11 protein-coding genes are annotated in these 15,978 nt (G+C 71.4%); 7 read left to right on the top strand and 4 right to left on the bottom strand.

Going from position 1 to position 15,978, the window contains the following annotated elements; translation table 11 throughout:
* Nucleotides 1-106: 106 nt before the first annotated feature.
* The 5 genes from EDD90_RS46590 to EDD90_RS46570 all read left to right on the top strand — a co-directional run bounded on the left by EDD90_RS46590 (nt 107) and on the right by EDD90_RS46570 (nt 8,012).
* A complete protein-coding gene (locus EDD90_RS46590) occupies nt 107-475 on the top strand; it encodes a MarR family winged helix-turn-helix transcriptional regulator (protein WP_123979076.1) in 369 nt (122 codons plus the stop codon).
* Between the two features lie 301 nt (nt 476-776).
* Nucleotides 777-1,505, top strand: a complete 729-nt coding sequence (locus tag EDD90_RS46585) for a DNA-3-methyladenine glycosylase (protein WP_398927703.1) — start codon at nt 777-779, stop codon at nt 1,503-1,505.
* A gap of 146 nt (nt 1,506-1,651) precedes the next feature.
* Nucleotides 1,652-2,101 (top strand): DUF6884 domain-containing protein, encoded by a 450-nt coding sequence (locus EDD90_RS46580; RefSeq protein WP_123979075.1) that lies wholly within the window; start codon nt 1,652-1,654, stop codon nt 2,099-2,101.
* A gap of 548 nt (nt 2,102-2,649) precedes the next feature.
* Nucleotides 2,650-6,606: a Pls/PosA family non-ribosomal peptide synthetase gene (locus EDD90_RS46575; protein WP_123979074.1), complete on the top strand. Its 3,957-nt coding sequence runs from the start codon at nt 2,650-2,652 to the stop codon at nt 6,604-6,606.
* Entirely contained in the window at nt 6,603-8,012 is a 1,410-nt protein-coding gene (locus EDD90_RS46570; protein ID WP_123979073.1) for a M1 family metallopeptidase, read from the top strand. The genes EDD90_RS46575 and EDD90_RS46570 overlap by 4 nt, the downstream gene beginning before the upstream one ends.
* A 142-nt stretch (nt 8,013-8,154) precedes the next feature.
* Here the strand turns inward: EDD90_RS46570 and EDD90_RS46565 are convergent, their stop codons facing one another.
* From EDD90_RS46565 to EDD90_RS46555, 3 genes are read right to left on the bottom strand one after another with little or no spacing between them, the layout of a single operon-like run.
* Nucleotides 8,155-8,592, bottom strand: a complete 438-nt coding sequence (locus EDD90_RS46565; protein ID WP_123979072.1) for a hypothetical protein — start codon at nt 8,590-8,592, stop codon at nt 8,155-8,157.
* 51 nt (nt 8,593-8,643) lie between these two features.
* Complete coding sequence (locus EDD90_RS46560) at nt 8,644-9,504, bottom strand: heavy metal-binding domain-containing protein (protein ID WP_260328524.1); 861 nt, start codon at nt 9,502-9,504, stop codon at nt 8,644-8,646.
* Between the two features lie 13 nt (nt 9,505-9,517).
* The gene (locus tag EDD90_RS46555; protein WP_123979071.1) at nt 9,518-10,459 is read right to left on the bottom strand and encodes a heavy metal-binding domain-containing protein; all 942 of its coding nucleotides are present in this window, start codon (nt 10,457-10,459) and stop codon (nt 9,518-9,520) included.
* A gap of 444 nt (nt 10,460-10,903) precedes the next feature.
* Between EDD90_RS46555 and EDD90_RS46550 the strand changes: the two genes are divergently transcribed.
* A complete protein-coding gene (locus tag EDD90_RS46550) occupies nt 10,904-12,463 on the top strand; it encodes a hypothetical protein (RefSeq protein ID WP_185149463.1) in 1,560 nt (519 codons plus the stop codon).
* Between the two features lie 152 nt (nt 12,464-12,615).
* Here the strand turns inward: EDD90_RS46550 and EDD90_RS46545 are convergent, their stop codons facing one another.
* Nucleotides 12,616-13,857 carry a serine hydrolase gene (locus EDD90_RS46545; protein WP_221305155.1) on the bottom strand — a complete coding sequence of 414 codons (1,242 nt, stop codon included), beginning with the start codon at nt 13,855-13,857 and terminating at the stop codon, nt 12,616-12,618.
* A gap of 533 nt (nt 13,858-14,390) precedes the next feature.
* Between EDD90_RS46545 and EDD90_RS46540 the strand changes: the two genes are divergently transcribed.
* Nucleotides 14,391-15,911: a helix-turn-helix transcriptional regulator gene (locus EDD90_RS46540; RefSeq protein ID WP_123979069.1), complete on the top strand. Its 1,521-nt coding sequence runs from the start codon at nt 14,391-14,393 to the stop codon at nt 15,909-15,911.
* Nucleotides 15,912-15,978 lie beyond the last annotated feature (67 nt).

Here is a 15,978-nt window from a genome sequence, read left to right as displayed (position 1 = left end):
TCTGAGGGCTTCATGTCCCCCGGCCCGCCATCGGCCTTGCGGAGAACGCGGTTGTGAACGTGTGGCCGCGAGTCCGCGGCCGGTGGACCCACCCCGGGAAAGAAGCATGACCGACCGCGATCCGGCGAACACCACACGTCAGCCCCCGTCCATCCTGTGGAGCCTGTGCCTTCTGCACGGCGAGTTGCGGGCTGCGCACGGTCTGTCGCTCCACGACTGCATCATCCTCGGCGCCCTCGCCGAAGCCGGGGGCCTGCCCGTGCCCGTGACCCGCCTGACGGCGTTCCTCCAGGAATCGGGGACCCGGATGTCCGCTCTCCTGAAGAGCCTGCAGGCGGCCGGACTGATCGACCGCAATCGCCGTGACGGCGATCGCAGGACGGTCGAGGTGACCCTGACCGAGACGGGACGTGCCAGGCTCGCCGACGCCGAGAAGACCGCGCACGTGCGGCTGCGCCGGCGGCTCTCCCCCTGACTGGTTCACCGTCGACGGTCGCCGGCCACGATCCTGGAGACCGGTGGACGGAACCCGGGGTCGAACCGCGGGCAGAGACCATGCCCCCTCCCTGGCCGAGCATCTCGTGTCAGCGACGAGGCACACGGGAGTCCCCGCGGCCTCGCGGTCCCTCCCGCAACGGCATGACGGGCGTCGGGCCCGGAGGTCCGTATCCGAGGGCCTCACGGCCGTTTCCCGGGCCATGGGGTGACGCAAGGAGAGCGCTGAAACGGTGGGGCGCGGGATCCCGCGCCCCGGAACCTCGACAGGAGGCAGCGGCTTGACAGAGCACTGGGCGGTCCGGGGCCCGGCCGGGATCGATCACGAGCAGTTGCGGGCGTTCGATGAGCTGGGGGCTGCGTCGGCAGGGCGGCCCGCCCTGCGCGAGCCCTTCTTCGACCGGCCCGCCCTTGAGGTGGCTCCCGAACTGCTGGGGGCTCTCGTGGTCTCGCGCTCGCAGCATGGCGTGACGGCCGTGCGTATCACCGAGGTGGAGGCGTACGAGGGACCGGACGATCCGGCCTCGCACGCGTTCCGGGGCCCGAACCGGACGAATCAAGCGGAGTTCGGGGCGCCGGGGACCTTCTATGTGTACCGGACGCACGCGGTGCATCGGTGCCTGAACACCGTATGCGGACCGGGGCGGCGTCCCGCTTCGGTGCTGCTCCGGGCCGGCACCGTCGTGGAGGGGGCAGACGTGGCGCAAGAACGCCGGGGGCCTCGGGTGCGGGCGCGCGACCTGGCGCGTGGCCCGGCCAACCTCGCCCGGGCGTTGGGCATCTCCGATCTACGTCATGACGGGCAACCGGCCTGCGACACGGCTGCCGAGTTGTTCCTCGCGGAGCCCGCCGGCGGCGTCTCACCCGCGGGGGTAGGCCGAGGGCCGCGGACGGGAGTGGGCGGTCCTGCAGCTTTGTACCCCTGGCGCTTCTGGATACCGGGCGAGCCGAGCGTCAGCCCCTACCGGGCACACCCAGGGGCCCGCCGACGGATGAGGGCAGAGGACTGACCCCTCCGACCTCCCGGGACACCGCAGGCGCTCAAGCCCCCGGAACGGCCCGGCCCCGCTCTCTCGGACTGCCGCTCCGCCAGGACGCACGGGGCGCGCACACGATCGGTACCGCCCTCATCACACGCACAGGCAGGACGACACGCATGACCGCAAACGACCATCTCGACTACTTCAAGCCACAACTCGTCGTCATCCCGTGCGGCAGCCGCAAACTCGGCGTGCCTGCACGCTCGGCAGACATGTACGTCGGCTCCTACCACCGGGCATGCCGCAAGGCGGCCGATGCACTGCAACCCGACCGGCTGCTCATTCTCTCCGCACGCCACGGACTCCTCGAACTGGACGACGTCATCGAGCCGTACGACACACCCCATGGCGCTGCCGACGCGGTGACGAGCCAGGTCCTTCTGGAGCAGGCGACCGTGCGTGACATCGTCGGCCTTGACCCCGTGGTCGCCCTCGGCGGTGCACGACACATCAGCCTCGTGCGCTCGGTCTGGCCCCACGTCCACACGCCGCTGGCCGGAGCACGCGGCATGGGTGAGCAAATGGCGCGGCTTGCAGCATGGCGCAGGGAACGGGACCACATCTGACATGACGCCACGTGCGGCGGCAGCCAGGCCGCCGGTCCTCGGCGCGAGGCGACGCAGCACGTCTGCCGACGCGTCCGAGCCATGCGAACGACCGCTGATGAACACACGACGGCGCTCCCGCCGCACCGCCCGCGCCTCTTACGGCGGTCCGTCAATGTCCGTGGTGCGGGTCGCGATCGGTTTGCCGCAGCCCGTCCGGGAGCAGCGAACTAAACCGCGAAAACACCGTTGGCAACCTTCGAGGCGGCTATTCCGTCATCGCGACCGCACTGCGACCCGGCTGCGGTCCGACTCCCTTTTCCTTTAAGGCTTCGACAGAGCCCGCACGGAGAAACGAACCAGACTCTCGTCCAGTTCTTTCCTCAATCGAAAAGAGTCTGCGCAAGGTGACCGAATCACACCGCCAGGGTCTATGGTTCGTCAATTTCCTCCCATGGCGGGGCAGTTAATCAATTGCTCGGAGTTGGCGAACGTGCCGATGCTCACAGCCCTCTCACAGTGCATAAGGGGCTTGAAGCCCGTAGGTACCGAAATCCAGAGGCACGACTTTGACATCGACCGCACTCGATGCCCCGCCACCGTCTCCCGAGCCCCCTGAGGGCCGGGCTCTCTTCCGCTCCGCGGCGGCCGCGTCGCCCCGCACCCTCGTCGATGTCCTGCAGGCCACCGCCGCCCTGCACCCGGACGCACCCGCCCTGGACACCGGCGCCGAGGTGCTGTCGTACCTCGAACTGTGCGCCGAGGCCCACCGACGCAGCCGCCACCTCGCCGAGCAGGGAATCGGCCCCGGCGACCGGGTCGGCATTCGAGTGCCGTCGGGTGGCGCCGAGCTGTACCTGTCGATCCTCGCCGTACTGCACTGCGGTGCGGCCTATGTCCCGGTCGACGCCGACGATCCCGAGGAGCGCGCCGCCACGGTGTTCCGCGAGGCCGGCGTGTGCCACGTCCTGGGGCCGCACCCGCAGCCGGCCGGCCTCGCGCCGCCGTCCGGAGCGATGGCGGGAGCCGCGCCCGCTCCCGGGGACGACGCGTGGATCATCTTCACGTCCGGCTCGACCGGTGCGCCCAAGGGCGTGGCCGTCACCCACCGTTCCGCCGCCGCCTTCGTGGACGCCGAGGCCGCGTTGTTCCTGCGTGGCCGTCCGCTCGGCCCCGGCGACCGGGTGCTGGCGGGGCTGTCCGTCGCCTTCGACGCCTCCTGCGAGGAGATGTGGCTGGCTTGGCGTTCCGGCGCCTGCCTGGTGCCGGCCGAACGGGCCCTGGTACGGGCCGGCCACGAGTTGGGCCCCTGGCTGACGCAGCGTGGGATCACCGTCGTCTCCACCGTCCCCACGCTGCTGGCCATGTGGCCCCAGGAGACGCTGGCCCAGGTGCGATTACTGATCCTCGGCGGCGAGGCATGCCCTCCCGGTCTCGTCGATCGGTTCGCCCGCCCCGGGCGGGAGATGTGGAACACCTACGGCCCCACGGAGACCACCGTCGTGGCCTGCGCCGCCCTGCTGGCGCCCGGGCAGCCGGTGCGCATCGGGCTGCCGCTGGCCGGCTGGGAGTTGGCGGTGGTGGACGAGGCCGGGCAACCGGTGGCCTACGGCGAGCAAGGCGAACTGGTCATCGCCGGCGCCGGAACCGCGCGCTACCTCGATCCCGTCAAGGACACGGAGCGCTTCCGGCCGTGCCCGGCGCTGGACTCGCCGCGCGCCTACCGCTCGGGCGACCTGGTGCGCGCCGACGCCGAGGGACTGGTCTTCCTCGGACGCGTGGACGACCAGATCAAGCTCGGCGGACGCCGTATCGAACTCGGCGAGATCGACGCGGCCCTCCTCGCCCTGCCGGGCGTGCGCGGGGCAGCCGCGGCCGTGCAGTCGACCGCGGCCGGTACCCAGGTGCTGGTCGGCTACGTCATCCCGCAGCAGGACGCCGAGGGCCGCTCCGCCTTCGAGGCCGCCAAGGCCAGGGCACTGCTGAGCGAGCGGCTGCCCGCACCGCTGGTACCGGTCCTTGCCGAGGTGACGGACCTGCCCACCCGTGCGTCCGGCAAGGTCGACCGGAAGGCGCTGCCCTGGCCGGTGCCCCTGGCCGACGCCGACCAGGGCGGCGCCGCGCAGCGGCTGCAGGGGACGGCCGCACGGCTGGCGGACATCTGGGAGCAGCTGCTGGGCCTGCGCCCCGGCCCCGACAGCCATTTCGTGGATCTCGGCGGCAGCAGCCTGACCGCCGCCCGGATGGCCTCGTTACTGCGCGAGGACTATCCGGGTCTCTCCGTCGCCGACCTCTACCGGCACCCTGTGCTCCAGAGCATGGCCGACCATCTCAACTCCCTGACCGGCTCCGTGCGGAAGGTACGCCCCGTCCGGCCGGTACCCCGGCGGACCGCTGTCGTCCAGTTCCTGGTCACCCAGGCCGGTTACGGCATCACCGGGCTGCGCGCCCTGGTCGGCCTGGCGGCGGTGGACAACGTGCTCGGCTGGATCGCCCCGCACCGCTGGGCCCCGCACACGTCGTGGTGGCTGGTCCTGGTGGGCTGGGCAGTGCTGTTCAGCGCGCCACTGCGTGGCCTGGTCGGCGCGGTCCTCGCCCGTACGCTGGCCGGCTCGATCGCCCCGGGAGCGTATCCGCGCGGCGGACGTGTCCATCTGCGGCTGTGGACCGCGGAACGGGCGGTGGCCGCGTTCGGTGTTCCCGCCCTGCTCGGCACCCCGTGGGCCGCGCTGTACGCCCGGACCCTCGGCTGCCGGACCGGACGCGACGTACGGCTTCACACCATGCCCCCGGTGACAGGCCTGGCCGAACTGGGCGACGGTTGCAGCGTCGAACCCGAGGCGGACATCGCGGGCTGGTGGCTCGACGGCGACCGGCTGCGTATCGGCACCGTCACCCTCGGCGCGGGCGCCCGGGTGGGCCACCGCAGCACACTGCTGCCGGGCGCCGTGCTGGGACGCGGCGCGGAACTCACCGCCGGGAGCTGTCTCGACGGCCGGGTCCCCGACGGCCATGTATGGAGCGGTTCGCCGGCCCGGCCGGCCGAGCCTGCTGAACGCCTCGCGGGCGTCGGCTGGCCCGCACGGCCGGCGGTCCGCTCGCGCGGCCGGCACCTGGCCTACGCGCTGTGCCTCGTCCTGCTGCCCCTGCTGTCGCTGCTCGCGGCGGCCCCGGCACTGCTCGTCACCTGGCTGCTGGTGCGCCACACGCCGACGCTGCCGGGCGCGGCCGGGCATCTGCTCGCCGCCGCGCCGTTGCTCGCGGTCCTGACCATGGTGTGCGGGATGCTGGTCACCGCGGTCACCGTGCGTCTGCTGAGCCGCTCGATCAAGCCCGGTCTGCACCGCGCGGACGGGGGCGTGGCCCTGCGGGCCTGGCTGGTGACCCGACTGGTCGACGGTGCCCGCGGCAGCCTGTTCCCTCTTTACGCGAGTCTGGCCACGCCGTACTGGCTGCGCCTGCTCGGCGCACGCGTCGGCCGCGGTACCGAGATCTCCACCGTGCTGCCGCTGCCGTCCCTGCTTCAGGTGGACGACGGGGCCTTCCTGGCGGACGACACGCTCGTCGCGCCGTTCGAACTGCGCGACGGATGGATGCGGTTGGGGCCCGTGCGGATCGGGGCGCGCGCGTTCGTGGGGAACTCGGGCATCGTCGCACCCGGCCGTGACGTCCCCGACCGGGCGCTCGTGGGTGTGCTCTCCGACGCACCGGCCCACGGCGGGCCGGGCATGTCCTGGATCGGCCGGCCCGTGATGCCGTTGCCGCGCGTAGCCGACAGCGCCGACCCTGCGCGGACGTTCGCCCCGCGCCGACGGCTGGTGGCGGCCCGCGCGGCCGTGGAGCTGTGCCGGCTGCTGCCCGTGATCCTCGGCACGCTCCTGGCCGAGGGCGTGTTCCTCACCGAGCAGGAGGCCCTGGACCGCGGCGGACTTCCGCTGGCCGCACTGGTCGGCGCCCCTCTGCTGCTTGCCGCGTCCGTGCTGGCCTGTCTGACCACGACCGGCGCCAAGTGGCTCCTCGTGGGCCGCTTCCGGCCGGTCGAACGGCCCCTGTGGTCGTCGTTCGTGTGGCGCAACGAGCTGTTCGACACGTTCGTGGAGACGCTGGCCGTACCCTGGGGCGCGGGCGCGCACCTCGGCACGCCCGCGCTGAACTGGTGGCTGCGCACGCTCGGCGCGCGTGTCGGCCGGGGGGTGTGGTGCGACACGTACTGGCTGCCGGAGACCGACCTGGTCAGCCTCGGCGACGGGGTCAGCGTCAACCGCGGCTGCGTCCTGCAGACCCATCTGTTCCACGACCGGATCATGCGGATGGACGCCGTACGCCTGGCCGCCGGAGCGTCTCTCGGCCCGCACAGCATCGCCCTGCCCGGCACCACGATCGGCGCCGGCGCGTCCGTCGCCGCGGCCTCCCTCGTGATGCGTGGTGAGACGGTGCCCGACGGCACGCGCTGGGCCGGCAACCCCATCGCCGGTGTCTCCGCGGCCGACGGCGCGGCCCGCTTCGGCGAAGGCGAGGCGGCATGACGTGGTGCAGCCGACGCTCGCTGATCCGCGGCGCGGCGCTCGCCCCGCTCGCGGTCACGGCCATGGACAGTCTGCCCCGGCAGGCCGAACGCTACTTCGCGAGCCATGGCACCCACGATCACCGCACCGTCGCCTACGACCTGCGGCTGACGTACGACCCGGCCGCCGCGACGCTCGACGGCCGGGCGCACATCCGCGCGGTGGCCGAGCGGACGCTGCGGCAGGTCCACCTCGACCTCGCCGGGCTGAGCGTGCGCGACGCCCGGGTCGACGGGGCGTCCGTGCGCCCGCGCCGGACTGGACGCAAGCTGGTCCTGCCCGCACCGCGCCCGATCGGGGCGGGCACGCCGTTCACCCTGGAGATCGGCTACGGCGGCCGGCCGGGCCCGGTGCGCACGCCGTTCGGCCTCATCGGCTGGGACCGCACCGGCGACCCGCACGACGGCACACTGGTGGCCGCTCAGCCGCTCGGCGCCCCGTCGTGGTTCCCGTGCAACGACCGGCCTGATGACAAGGCCGAGTTCACCTTCCGGGTGACCGTGCCCCGCGGCCACCAGGCGCTCGCCAACGGCACGCTCCTGGAGCACAGCAGCACGGGGACGACCGAGTGCTGGACGTACCACCACCCCGGGCCGATGGCTCCGTACCTGGCCGCGCTGTACACGGGCCGCTTCACCCACCGGACCTGGCGGGCCCGCGACACCGCGACCGGCCGCCTGGTCACCGGCCGCGACGCGTACCCCGCCCGCCTCTCCCGGCAGGCCGAGTACGACCTGGCCCGCCAGCCCGAGATGTTCGAGACGTTCACCGGCTGGTTCGGTGCGTATCCCTTCGAGACGTACGGCGCGGTCGTGGTGGATGCCGACCTGGACGAGCCCGTCGAGAACCAGACCGCGTCCGTCTTCGGCCGCAACCACATCGACGGCGGCCGCACGTCGGAGACGCTCGTCGCCCATGAACTCGTCCACCAGTGGTTCGGCAACAGCGTGAGCCTGCAGGACTGGCGGGACATCTGGCTCAACGAGGGCTTCGCCACCTACGGGGAGTGGCTGTGGTCGGAGCACATCGGCGAGGACTCGGCCGACACCATCGCCAGGGCGGCCTGGCACACACTGGCGCGGGAACAGGACGGCCTGCGGATCGCCGACCCCGGACCGGACCGCATGTTCGACGACCGCGTCTACACCCGCGGCGCGTGCACCCTGCACGCGCTGCGTCTGGCAGCGGGCGACGAGCGGTTCTTCGCGATGCTGCGCGGCTGGCACCACGCCCACCACGGCAGGAGCGCCGACACCGCGGCCTTCGTCGCCCACGCCGGACGCTCCATGCCTGCGACGGTCGAGCCGCTGCTGTACGCCTGGCTCTATGACGAACGCCTCCCACCACTGCCGCCCGCCATGCCCTGACAACACCTGCCCGCCGGGCCGCCGGAGCGGCCCCTGGCTCGGCTCTGAGGCTGAAAGAACACCTCAGGCTCGGCGGTCATGAATGTCACTCACGGCCTTGAGAAGGATGCGCAGCCGGTCCTCGGCCAGGGAGGCTGCGCCCTCACTCCCCGAGTACCAGCCGCTCCAGCGCCGCCCGTGCCCGCGCGTCGGACTGTGCACGGGCCGCGATCGCGACCGCGAGCTCCCGTACCCACTCGTCGAGCGCCACCGGGCGCCGCGAGAGCACCACGCCGCGGACCTCCTTGCACACCTCGCCCGTGGGCTGCCCGCCCTTGAGGTCGAGCACGAGACGCTGCTCGCCGAGGAAGACCTCGAGCCGGTCGACGCGGCCGGCACGGCCCGCGAGCCGATCGGCCATGCTCCGCTTGCGCTCGACGACGACGGAACCCGGCGGCAGCGCCTCCGCAAGTGTCACGGTGACCACCTGGGCATAGACGTCCAGATCGGCGGCGTCCCTGCGCAGCGCGGCCGTCAGCAGGTCGATGGAGTCCGATGCGCCGTCGGGCTCGAACGGGACGGGGTCGTGTGGGGAGGTCATCGCGGGGCCTCTCGTGGTGTGCGGTTGGTCCGAGTCTGCTGGGCCGGACGCTCAGCCGTCCAGGCTGAGCACCATCGTCGGTCGCTCGATGACGTGGTCCTCGCGCAGCGGCCGTACGGCCGTGCCGATCGCGAAGAACTCGGTGGTGTGACCGCCCCAGCGGTGGTTGTGCGCGTTGAGCTGTACGCCGACGACACCCTCCGCTCGCAGTTCCTCCGCCTCGTGCTGCATCCGCGCCATCGCCAGCTCCCGCGCGTCGTACAGCGCCTGCGTGAACTGCTCGATCTCCACGTTCTTGCCGATGTTGGAGAACATCTGTCCCATCTTCTGGTGGGCGATGTGGTAGACGCAGGTGCCCATCACCATGCCCAGCGGGGCGTAGCCGGCGCGGATGAGCGTCCAGAAGTCCTGACCGTTGAGGTCCGAGGTGAACGGCTGGCCCTTGAGGTTGCGCCAGCTGCCGCCGTTGCCACCCGGCGCCGGGTGATCGGCCTTGACCGCGGTGCCGATCGCGATGAACTCCGCGACGTCGTTGCCGAATTCACGGGCCTCGACGCTCAGCCGCACGCCGACGATACCGTCCGCGCCCAGTTGGGCCGCCTCCGCCTCCATGCGGGTCATCGCCAGCTCACGGGCGTGGTACATCGCCTGGCTGAGCGTCGTCAGCTCCTGGTTCTTGCCCCAGCGACCCAGCTGGATGCCCACGTGGTAGATCGAACTGCCGAGGACGAGGCCGATGGGCCGGAATCCCGCCTCGCGCACCAGCAAGAACTCGTTGACCGACAGGTCACTGGTGAAGATCGAACCCGGCTTGCCCGGCTGCAACTCGGCCAGCCGCCGCATCGCGTCGGCCGGCACGCCCTGGGCGGACATCCCGTCGGGGCTGCCATCGGCGGGGTTGAAGACGCTCATGAACGGGTTCCCCTCATCGTATATCGGTAGCGGTGCGACGCATGATCCGCCGACGTCGTTCAGGGTCGAGCGGCATCACGGTGAGTGTGCGGGGGGATTGCTCGCGGACCGTGAAGCGGGCGACGGTGGTACCCAGCAACGTCGCCTCGGCCACATGGTCCCGCTGATCGTCGTTGCTCCTGCGCATGCACGACTCGCCCCAGATGCGCAGGCGGCCCGCGGAGAGGATCACGCCGTCGCCGCCACGCCGCCCCGTCTGCGCCCGCAGGTGCGCACGGGCGTCGGAGCGCACTGCCTGAACGAGCTCGCTCCAACCGCTGACCTCGGTGTTGTTCCACGAGCGCGTCTGTGATCGGATGCGGTAGTCGTCGTGGCGTACGCCGATGGACATCCCGTACAGCAGTTCCACCGGGACCCATCCTGCGGTCACCAGTTTCGCGAACCCCTGGCCGTCGAGGTGGCAGGTGAAGGGCTGCGGCGCCCGTACCGCCCCGGCCGCGCGCACTGCAGTCCCGATCACCTTGAACTCCAGGCAGTTGGGCTGCGCCACGAAGGGCGCCACGGTCAGCTGCGCGGCGACGACGCCGTCGCCGCCGAGAGCCGAGCACTCGGCGGTCATCCGGTCGAGGGCCGAACGACGCGCCCGGTCGAGCACCTCGACGAGCCCGGCGGACGGGGCGCCGTGTCCGGAGAGGGCGACGGGCGCCGGGGCGCTGCTGAAGGCGTACTGTATGCCCCCGTAAAGACAGTCGTGATAGCCCCAGTACCGGCCGCTGCGGCCCACGTGGTACACGGCCGAGCCCATGACCTGCCCCACCGGCTCGAACCCCACGGCGCGCAGTGCGGCGAACTCCCCCGTGGAGAGCGCCGAGGACCACGTGCCACTGTCCCGTACCTCCGCGATGCGCGCCGCTGCCGCCGGGGGCAGCCCCGCCCCCGCCCAGTCCCCGCTCATGGACACCAACTCCCCGTTTCATGCCCGGCCCGAGGCACAGCGGCTCAAGTCTATGCCCGGCCGCCCGATCGATCCGGGTGAGGCCGACGAAGCAGAGCCCGGCCACGCCGTGGAAGACCGGAACGGGACCGCCGCTGTCACCAGGCCGAACGCCCTCTCGTTCAAGGTTCGGCAAGGTTCGGCAACGGCTGATGCAACCTTTGAGCATGCTGTGTGCCCGGCGCGTACCGCGAGTGGATCCTCCGTGCCGCGCGATCGGGTTGATCGCCCCTCCGTCACGCCGAGAAGGGTCCGCACTGTCACGACCGTCGTGCGCCCGCGCGACCGTGGGGCACTCCCATGGAGGGACGCACAGTGAGGAGCAGCTCAGTGGCCCGCAAGAACCTGACACAGTCATCGCGTGCTTCACGGCGGGAACACGCCCTACGCCTGAAGCGGTCGAAGATGTCGCTCGCCCTCCTCGGCGGGCCGGTCGTTCTCGCCGTCGTCGCGGGTTCGGTGTTCGCGGCGGAAGGCCACGACCAGCACCGCCCGCAAGGGAACCAGGCCGCCGCCGCGCAGCCCGAGGCGGCCGGCCAACCCGACCCGAACTGCACACTGTTGGTGCCGGGCAACCCGCTCACCGCCAGAGGACTGGCCACGCCGTACAGACTCGTCGCGACCGATCCGGCACAGGGCCCCTGCCACGAAGCCGACCCCAACCAGTCGGCGTTCGTGGAGGCCGCGATCGTCACCCCGAACGGCAAGCTGACCATCTACAACCCGTTGGTGATCGACAAGGGAACCAGGCCGGCTGCGCGCCCCGCCAAGGCCTCGGTGCCGCGCGGCTCGACCGTGGGCATCTGGTTCGGTTTCAACAACGCCAATCTGACCCTGCGGACAAGTGGTCGTACGAACGGCCTCGCGCAGGGCAAGTGTGTCAACGGCCTGCCGGGATCGGTCTTCGGTCAGTTCGCGTACTGCAACGCGCCGGCCTTCTTCCGGGCGGCCAACGCGCAGATCGCCAAGAAGCACCTCAGGATTCCGGCGCTCGGCACCGCCAAGGACGGCCTGCCCTGTCCGACCACGCGGGACTTCTCCGTCGTGGACCAGGACGGAAGCGACAACGTGGTGACCCACTACCTCGCGGACGGGCGCGGCCGCATCGCCCAGAACAACGCCGCGAGCAGGGCCGCACTCGCGAAGGCCGCTCGGCTGGACAACCGCGGCGACCGACACCACCGGCCCGACGGCAAGGCCAAGTCGGCGAGCGCCTACACCCCCAAGGATCTGGCCAACGGCAGCGACAACCTGCTGCTGACCCAGTTCATGGACCCCGCTCTTGGCTGCAAGCCGTTCACCGCGCGCGACCAGTCCGGCGACGGCCGGGCCACGTCCGCCCTCGCGTTGGACGAACTGTCCGCTGCGGCAAGCCAGAAGGCGCCGATCGCGCTGGTCCCGCAGAACGACCCGATGACGCTCGTCGACGGCCGTGGCAGCGTCGCGAAGACCAACGCATACCGCATCGGAGTCAACATGCCCGCGGTCGGTGCCGGCGCCGACGGTGACGGAGCGGCCTTCTGCACCACCCTCTTCCGCGACCCGGCCGGCATCCAGCGCGTCTTCAGGGACAAGGCGCTCTTCGAGAAGGCACCCTCGCCGGACCCGGGCGTGTCGTCGAACCTCTTCGGTTTCCTCGCCTCACGCGCCAACCAGACGTTCACCAACCTGGGCTGCGATCAACTGCTCGGCGCCGCCGACCCCGTCACCCTCACCACAAACGCGGACGGAACGGTCGCCGACGCGGTCCTGACAGCACTCGGCCAGACGCCTCCCCCGTCCGCGTCGCCGAGCACCCCGTCCTCCGGCACAACCGGCGGTCCGGCCACGGCCACGGCCACCGCCACCGCCACCGCCACCGCCACCGCCACCGCCACCGCCACCGCCAAGACCACCTCGTCGGCCAGCGCCCCCGCGTCCCCCAAGGCACAGCAGTCCCATGGAGGCCACCGCCACAGCTCCTGACAGTCACGCCCGTCCTCGCGCCGCCCGGCCGGACAACTCATCACCGGCCGGCGACCCAACGCCAACTCGCTCTCCGATGAACCGAGTTGAACCGTTCAGTCAGGCGTTTCACATCGTGATCCGGAGGCGGCTCCTCCACGGAAACGCGCAGGTCAGTCGAGAATGGCGCAGTTGACCGCGTCCATCAGGGCCGCGCCGGTCTGGTGCGCCTGCTTGGTGAGAGTGGACGTGGCAAAGAAGAAGGCGGCCGTGCGACGGCCGGTGGAGTCGGTGACGTTGTAGGTCGCATAGCCCGGGACGATGCCGACGTGGTCCCAGACCGTGCCACAGGAGGTCTTCGCCGTCTCGATGCCCAGCCCGTAGCCGAGCTCGTCCGGGTCCCCCGGCCCGTCCTCCGGCACGGTGGTGCGCATCTCGGCCAGTTGGGCGGCGGGCAGCAGGCGGCCCGACATCAGCGCGCCGTAGAAACGGGACCAGTCACCGGCGGTGGACACGATCGCGGCATCCGCTCCGTCGGCCGTGACGTAGTCGCCGGTGACGTCCACATGGTCGTCGTGCTGCGGTCCGGCGTAGTTCCTGAACTCGTCGGGGACGTCCGGCGGCATGTGGGCGGCGTCAGGTTCGTAGCCGTGCGCGTGCCGGTCGTGCCAGGCGGAGCCGGTGGCGTAGAAGGTGTGCCGGAGCCCCAGGGGTTCGGCAATCCGGTCCCGCACCAGCGCCGCGAGGCTCTTGCCGGTGGCCTTCTCCAGGACGGCGCCGATCGCGATGTAGTTGGTGTTGCTGTACGACCACTCGGTGCCGGGCTCGAACAGTGCCGGGTGTCTGTTCACCAGGCGCAGGATTTCCGCCGACGTCCATACGTGGGAGTCCCAGCCGGTCAGGGCCGGTGCGAGGGCGGGGTCGTCGGTGTAGTCGAACAACCCACTGGTGTGGTTGAGCAGCATGCGCAGGGTGATCGCTCTGCCCTTGCGCACCTGGCCGGGCAGCCACTTGTCGACCGGGTCGGTGAGGGCGAGTCTGTGTTCAGCGATCAGTTGCAGGACGAGGGTGGCCATCACCGTCTTGGTGTTGGACGCCTCTCGCACCTCGTCGTCCGCACTGAGCCGATGGTCCTTCTTCGTCCAGGCGGCCTGCTCGGTGATCTCGATGGGCCTGCCGTGACCGTCGTCCACCCGCACGATCACCCCAGGCACTCCTTCTTCCACCAACTTCCGCGCCAACTCGCGCAGTTGAGCGCGTGTCTCCGCGGTGCCGTCCTGTCGGACCGCCGAGAGCGTCCGAGGGCCGACGGCCGCACTCTCGCGGATCACCGCACCCTCGTGGACCGTGTTCGCACTCGACGGGGTCGCAGCGAGGGGCACGACGAGGGCCGCGGACACCGCAACTGTTGCCACTGCACGAAACCCCGTCAGTTGCGGGCGCCGTCGGACACGCACATCCACTCGCAATTCATGCTCCTTCGAGAATCCGGGAAGGCCGTCGGGCACGATCGGGGTACGAGGAGAAGAACACGGGACTCCGCCCGGCGAGTTGCCGCCCGCCCCTGGGGCGAAGCCGGCTCCGGCGGGCCCTGCACAGCCGTGCGGAATCCTTCGGAGGATAGCCGAAGGCGGGGTGACAAAGATGAGTATCGGTTACTTGGCTTGGCCCTGTCAGCGTTCGGTGGGCCGCCCTCCGCACCCCCGTGGCGGAGGGCGGCCCCGGTCATACGGTCAGCGGAGTCTGGGCATGGGTGCCCCCGTGGATGAGTGCATGAGTGCATGAGTGCATGAGTGCATGAGTGTCGTTTGTCGCCCGCCGCCGACTGGTCGGTCCGGTCCTGGCCGGTGCGACACCAAGAGCATCAGCCGTCACGACGGCCCCGCGCAACGCCTGACGCCCGTCCGGCGACCATGGAACCATCCCAGCCCATCTGACGTGCAACTCCATGGACCGCCTGGGATATGGGGACACGTCGGAGGACGGGGGAACAGTGTCGACCGAGGACGACGTCGAGCAGTTCGCGGCGCTGCTGCGCCGGCTGAAGAACCGCACGGACAGGAGCTACGGCTCGCTGGCCCGCCGTCTCCACATGAACACCTCCACGCTGCACCGCTACTGCACGGGCGAGGCGGTCCCGCAGGACTACGCCCCGGTGGAGCGTTTGGCCGCCTTCTGCGGGGCGGCCCCGGAGGAACGCCTCGAGCTGCACCGCCTGTGGCTGCTCGCGGTGACGGCACGTCAGCGGCCGAGGGCGGGTGAGGAGGCAGCGGATCCGGCAAAGACCGAAGGGGCACTGGAACCGACGGGGGACGAGCGGGCTTCGGGTCCGGACAGCCGGACGATGGGGCGTGCCGGTGGCAGCGCGCGCCGTGTGGGTGGCGGCGTTGACGGCATCGGTGGCGACGGGGGCGGCACGAGCGGTTCACCACCGCGACTCGACGGGGGCTCACCCGACGCCGCGCTGCCTGCCCCCGACGCTCCCGGACCGGGCAGTCCCGAGCCGACGGCACTGTGCGTTGCGGTCCGCTCAACCGGACGGCCCTGGTACCGCCGGCGCCGCACCGTCGTCGGCGCCGCCGCGGCGACCGTACTGCTGGTGACGCTGAGCACTGTGTCGGCGCTGTCGGCCGACCGGTCTCACGGCGACTCCGCCAAGGCCCCCGGTCAGTCCCGTACGACAGGAACCGGTACGTCACACCACCCCTCGGCCACTGCGGCCAGCCCCTCCCGCAGCCCTGCTACGGCCTCGCCCCCCACAGGAGTACGGGCTTCAGGAAGCCCCGAGTCGAAGGGCGGACCGTCGGCGGACACGAAGAGCGACGCCCCCGCGCCAACCGGTGTGCCGCTCGCGTGGACCGCCGACTCGCGGATCTGGGACGGCGGTTGCGGCCACGACTACGTCATCGAGAAGGAGCCGGCCCAGGTGCCCCCGCCGCCGGTAGAGCAGGACGCCGGAGTGTGGGCAGCGACGCAGCAGGCGGTACCTGGGCGGCAGACGATGGTGCAGATCTCGGTGCAGGGGAAGTCGTCCACGGCCGTGGTCCTCACGGCCCTCCGGGTCCGTATCGTCAGCCGCGGCACCCCGGTCACCGGCAACGCGTACGCCATGGGCCAGGGCTGCGGCAGCGATCTGCCGCCTCGCAACTTCTCCGTGGACCTGGACGTCAACCGCCCGATCGCCCACGCGCGCCCCGGCAACGACAGCGGGAAGCCCTTCCCCGCGGTGCAGTTCCCCTACCGCGTCTCCGCCGAGGACCCGGAGGTGCTGCAGGTCACCGCGACGACCGAGGCCCACGACTGCAACTGGTACCTGGAACTCGACTGGTCCTCCCAGGGCCGCACCGGCACGGTCCGTATCGACGACCACGGCCACCCGTTCCGCACCAGCAGCATCAAGGGCCTGCCCCACTACTGGTACGGCACGAACGGCCACGGTGTACGTCAGTGGGTACCCACCAATTCCTGAGGGAACGTGGGAGCTGCTCGGGCCGGTTGCTGCTGCTCCGCCCGGGAACGCCCGCCGCGTTCCCCTC

The organism is Streptomyces sp. Ag109_O5-1, from assembly GCF_003814875.1.
In the GTDB taxonomy this organism is placed as follows: Bacteria; Actinomycetota; Actinomycetes; order Streptomycetales; family Streptomycetaceae; genus Streptomyces; species Streptomyces sasae.
The sequence above is the reverse complement of the archived record's forward strand: the minus strand, read 5'-3'. Positions and strand labels throughout refer to the sequence as shown.

Excerpts from the sequence above, each read along its gene's own strand:
- EDD90_RS46590 (WP_123979076.1), top strand. The coding sequence starts at position 107 with ATGACCGACCGCGATCCGGCGAACACCACACGTCAGCCCCCGTCCATC.
- EDD90_RS46580 (WP_123979075.1), top strand. The coding sequence starts at position 1,652 with ATGACCGCAAACGACCATCTCGACTACTTCAAGCCACAACTCGTCGTC.
- EDD90_RS46570 (WP_123979073.1), top strand. The coding sequence starts at position 6,603 with ATGACGTGGTGCAGCCGACGCTCGCTGATCCGCGGCGCGGCGCTCGCC.
- EDD90_RS46565 (WP_123979072.1), bottom strand. The coding sequence starts at position 8,592 with ATGACCTCCCCACACGACCCCGTCCCGTTCGAGCCCGACGGCGCATCG.
- EDD90_RS46560 (WP_260328524.1), bottom strand. The coding sequence starts at position 9,504 with ATGAGCGTCTTCAACCCCGCCGATGGCAGCCCCGACGGGATGTCCGCC.
- EDD90_RS46555 (WP_123979071.1), bottom strand. The coding sequence starts at position 10,459 with ATGAGCGGGGACTGGGCGGGGGCGGGGCTGCCCCCGGCGGCAGCGGCG.
- EDD90_RS46550 (WP_185149463.1), top strand. The coding sequence starts at position 10,904 with ATGTCGCTCGCCCTCCTCGGCGGGCCGGTCGTTCTCGCCGTCGTCGCG.
- EDD90_RS46540 (WP_123979069.1), top strand. The coding sequence starts at position 14,391 with ATGGACCGCCTGGGATATGGGGACACGTCGGAGGACGGGGGAACAGTG.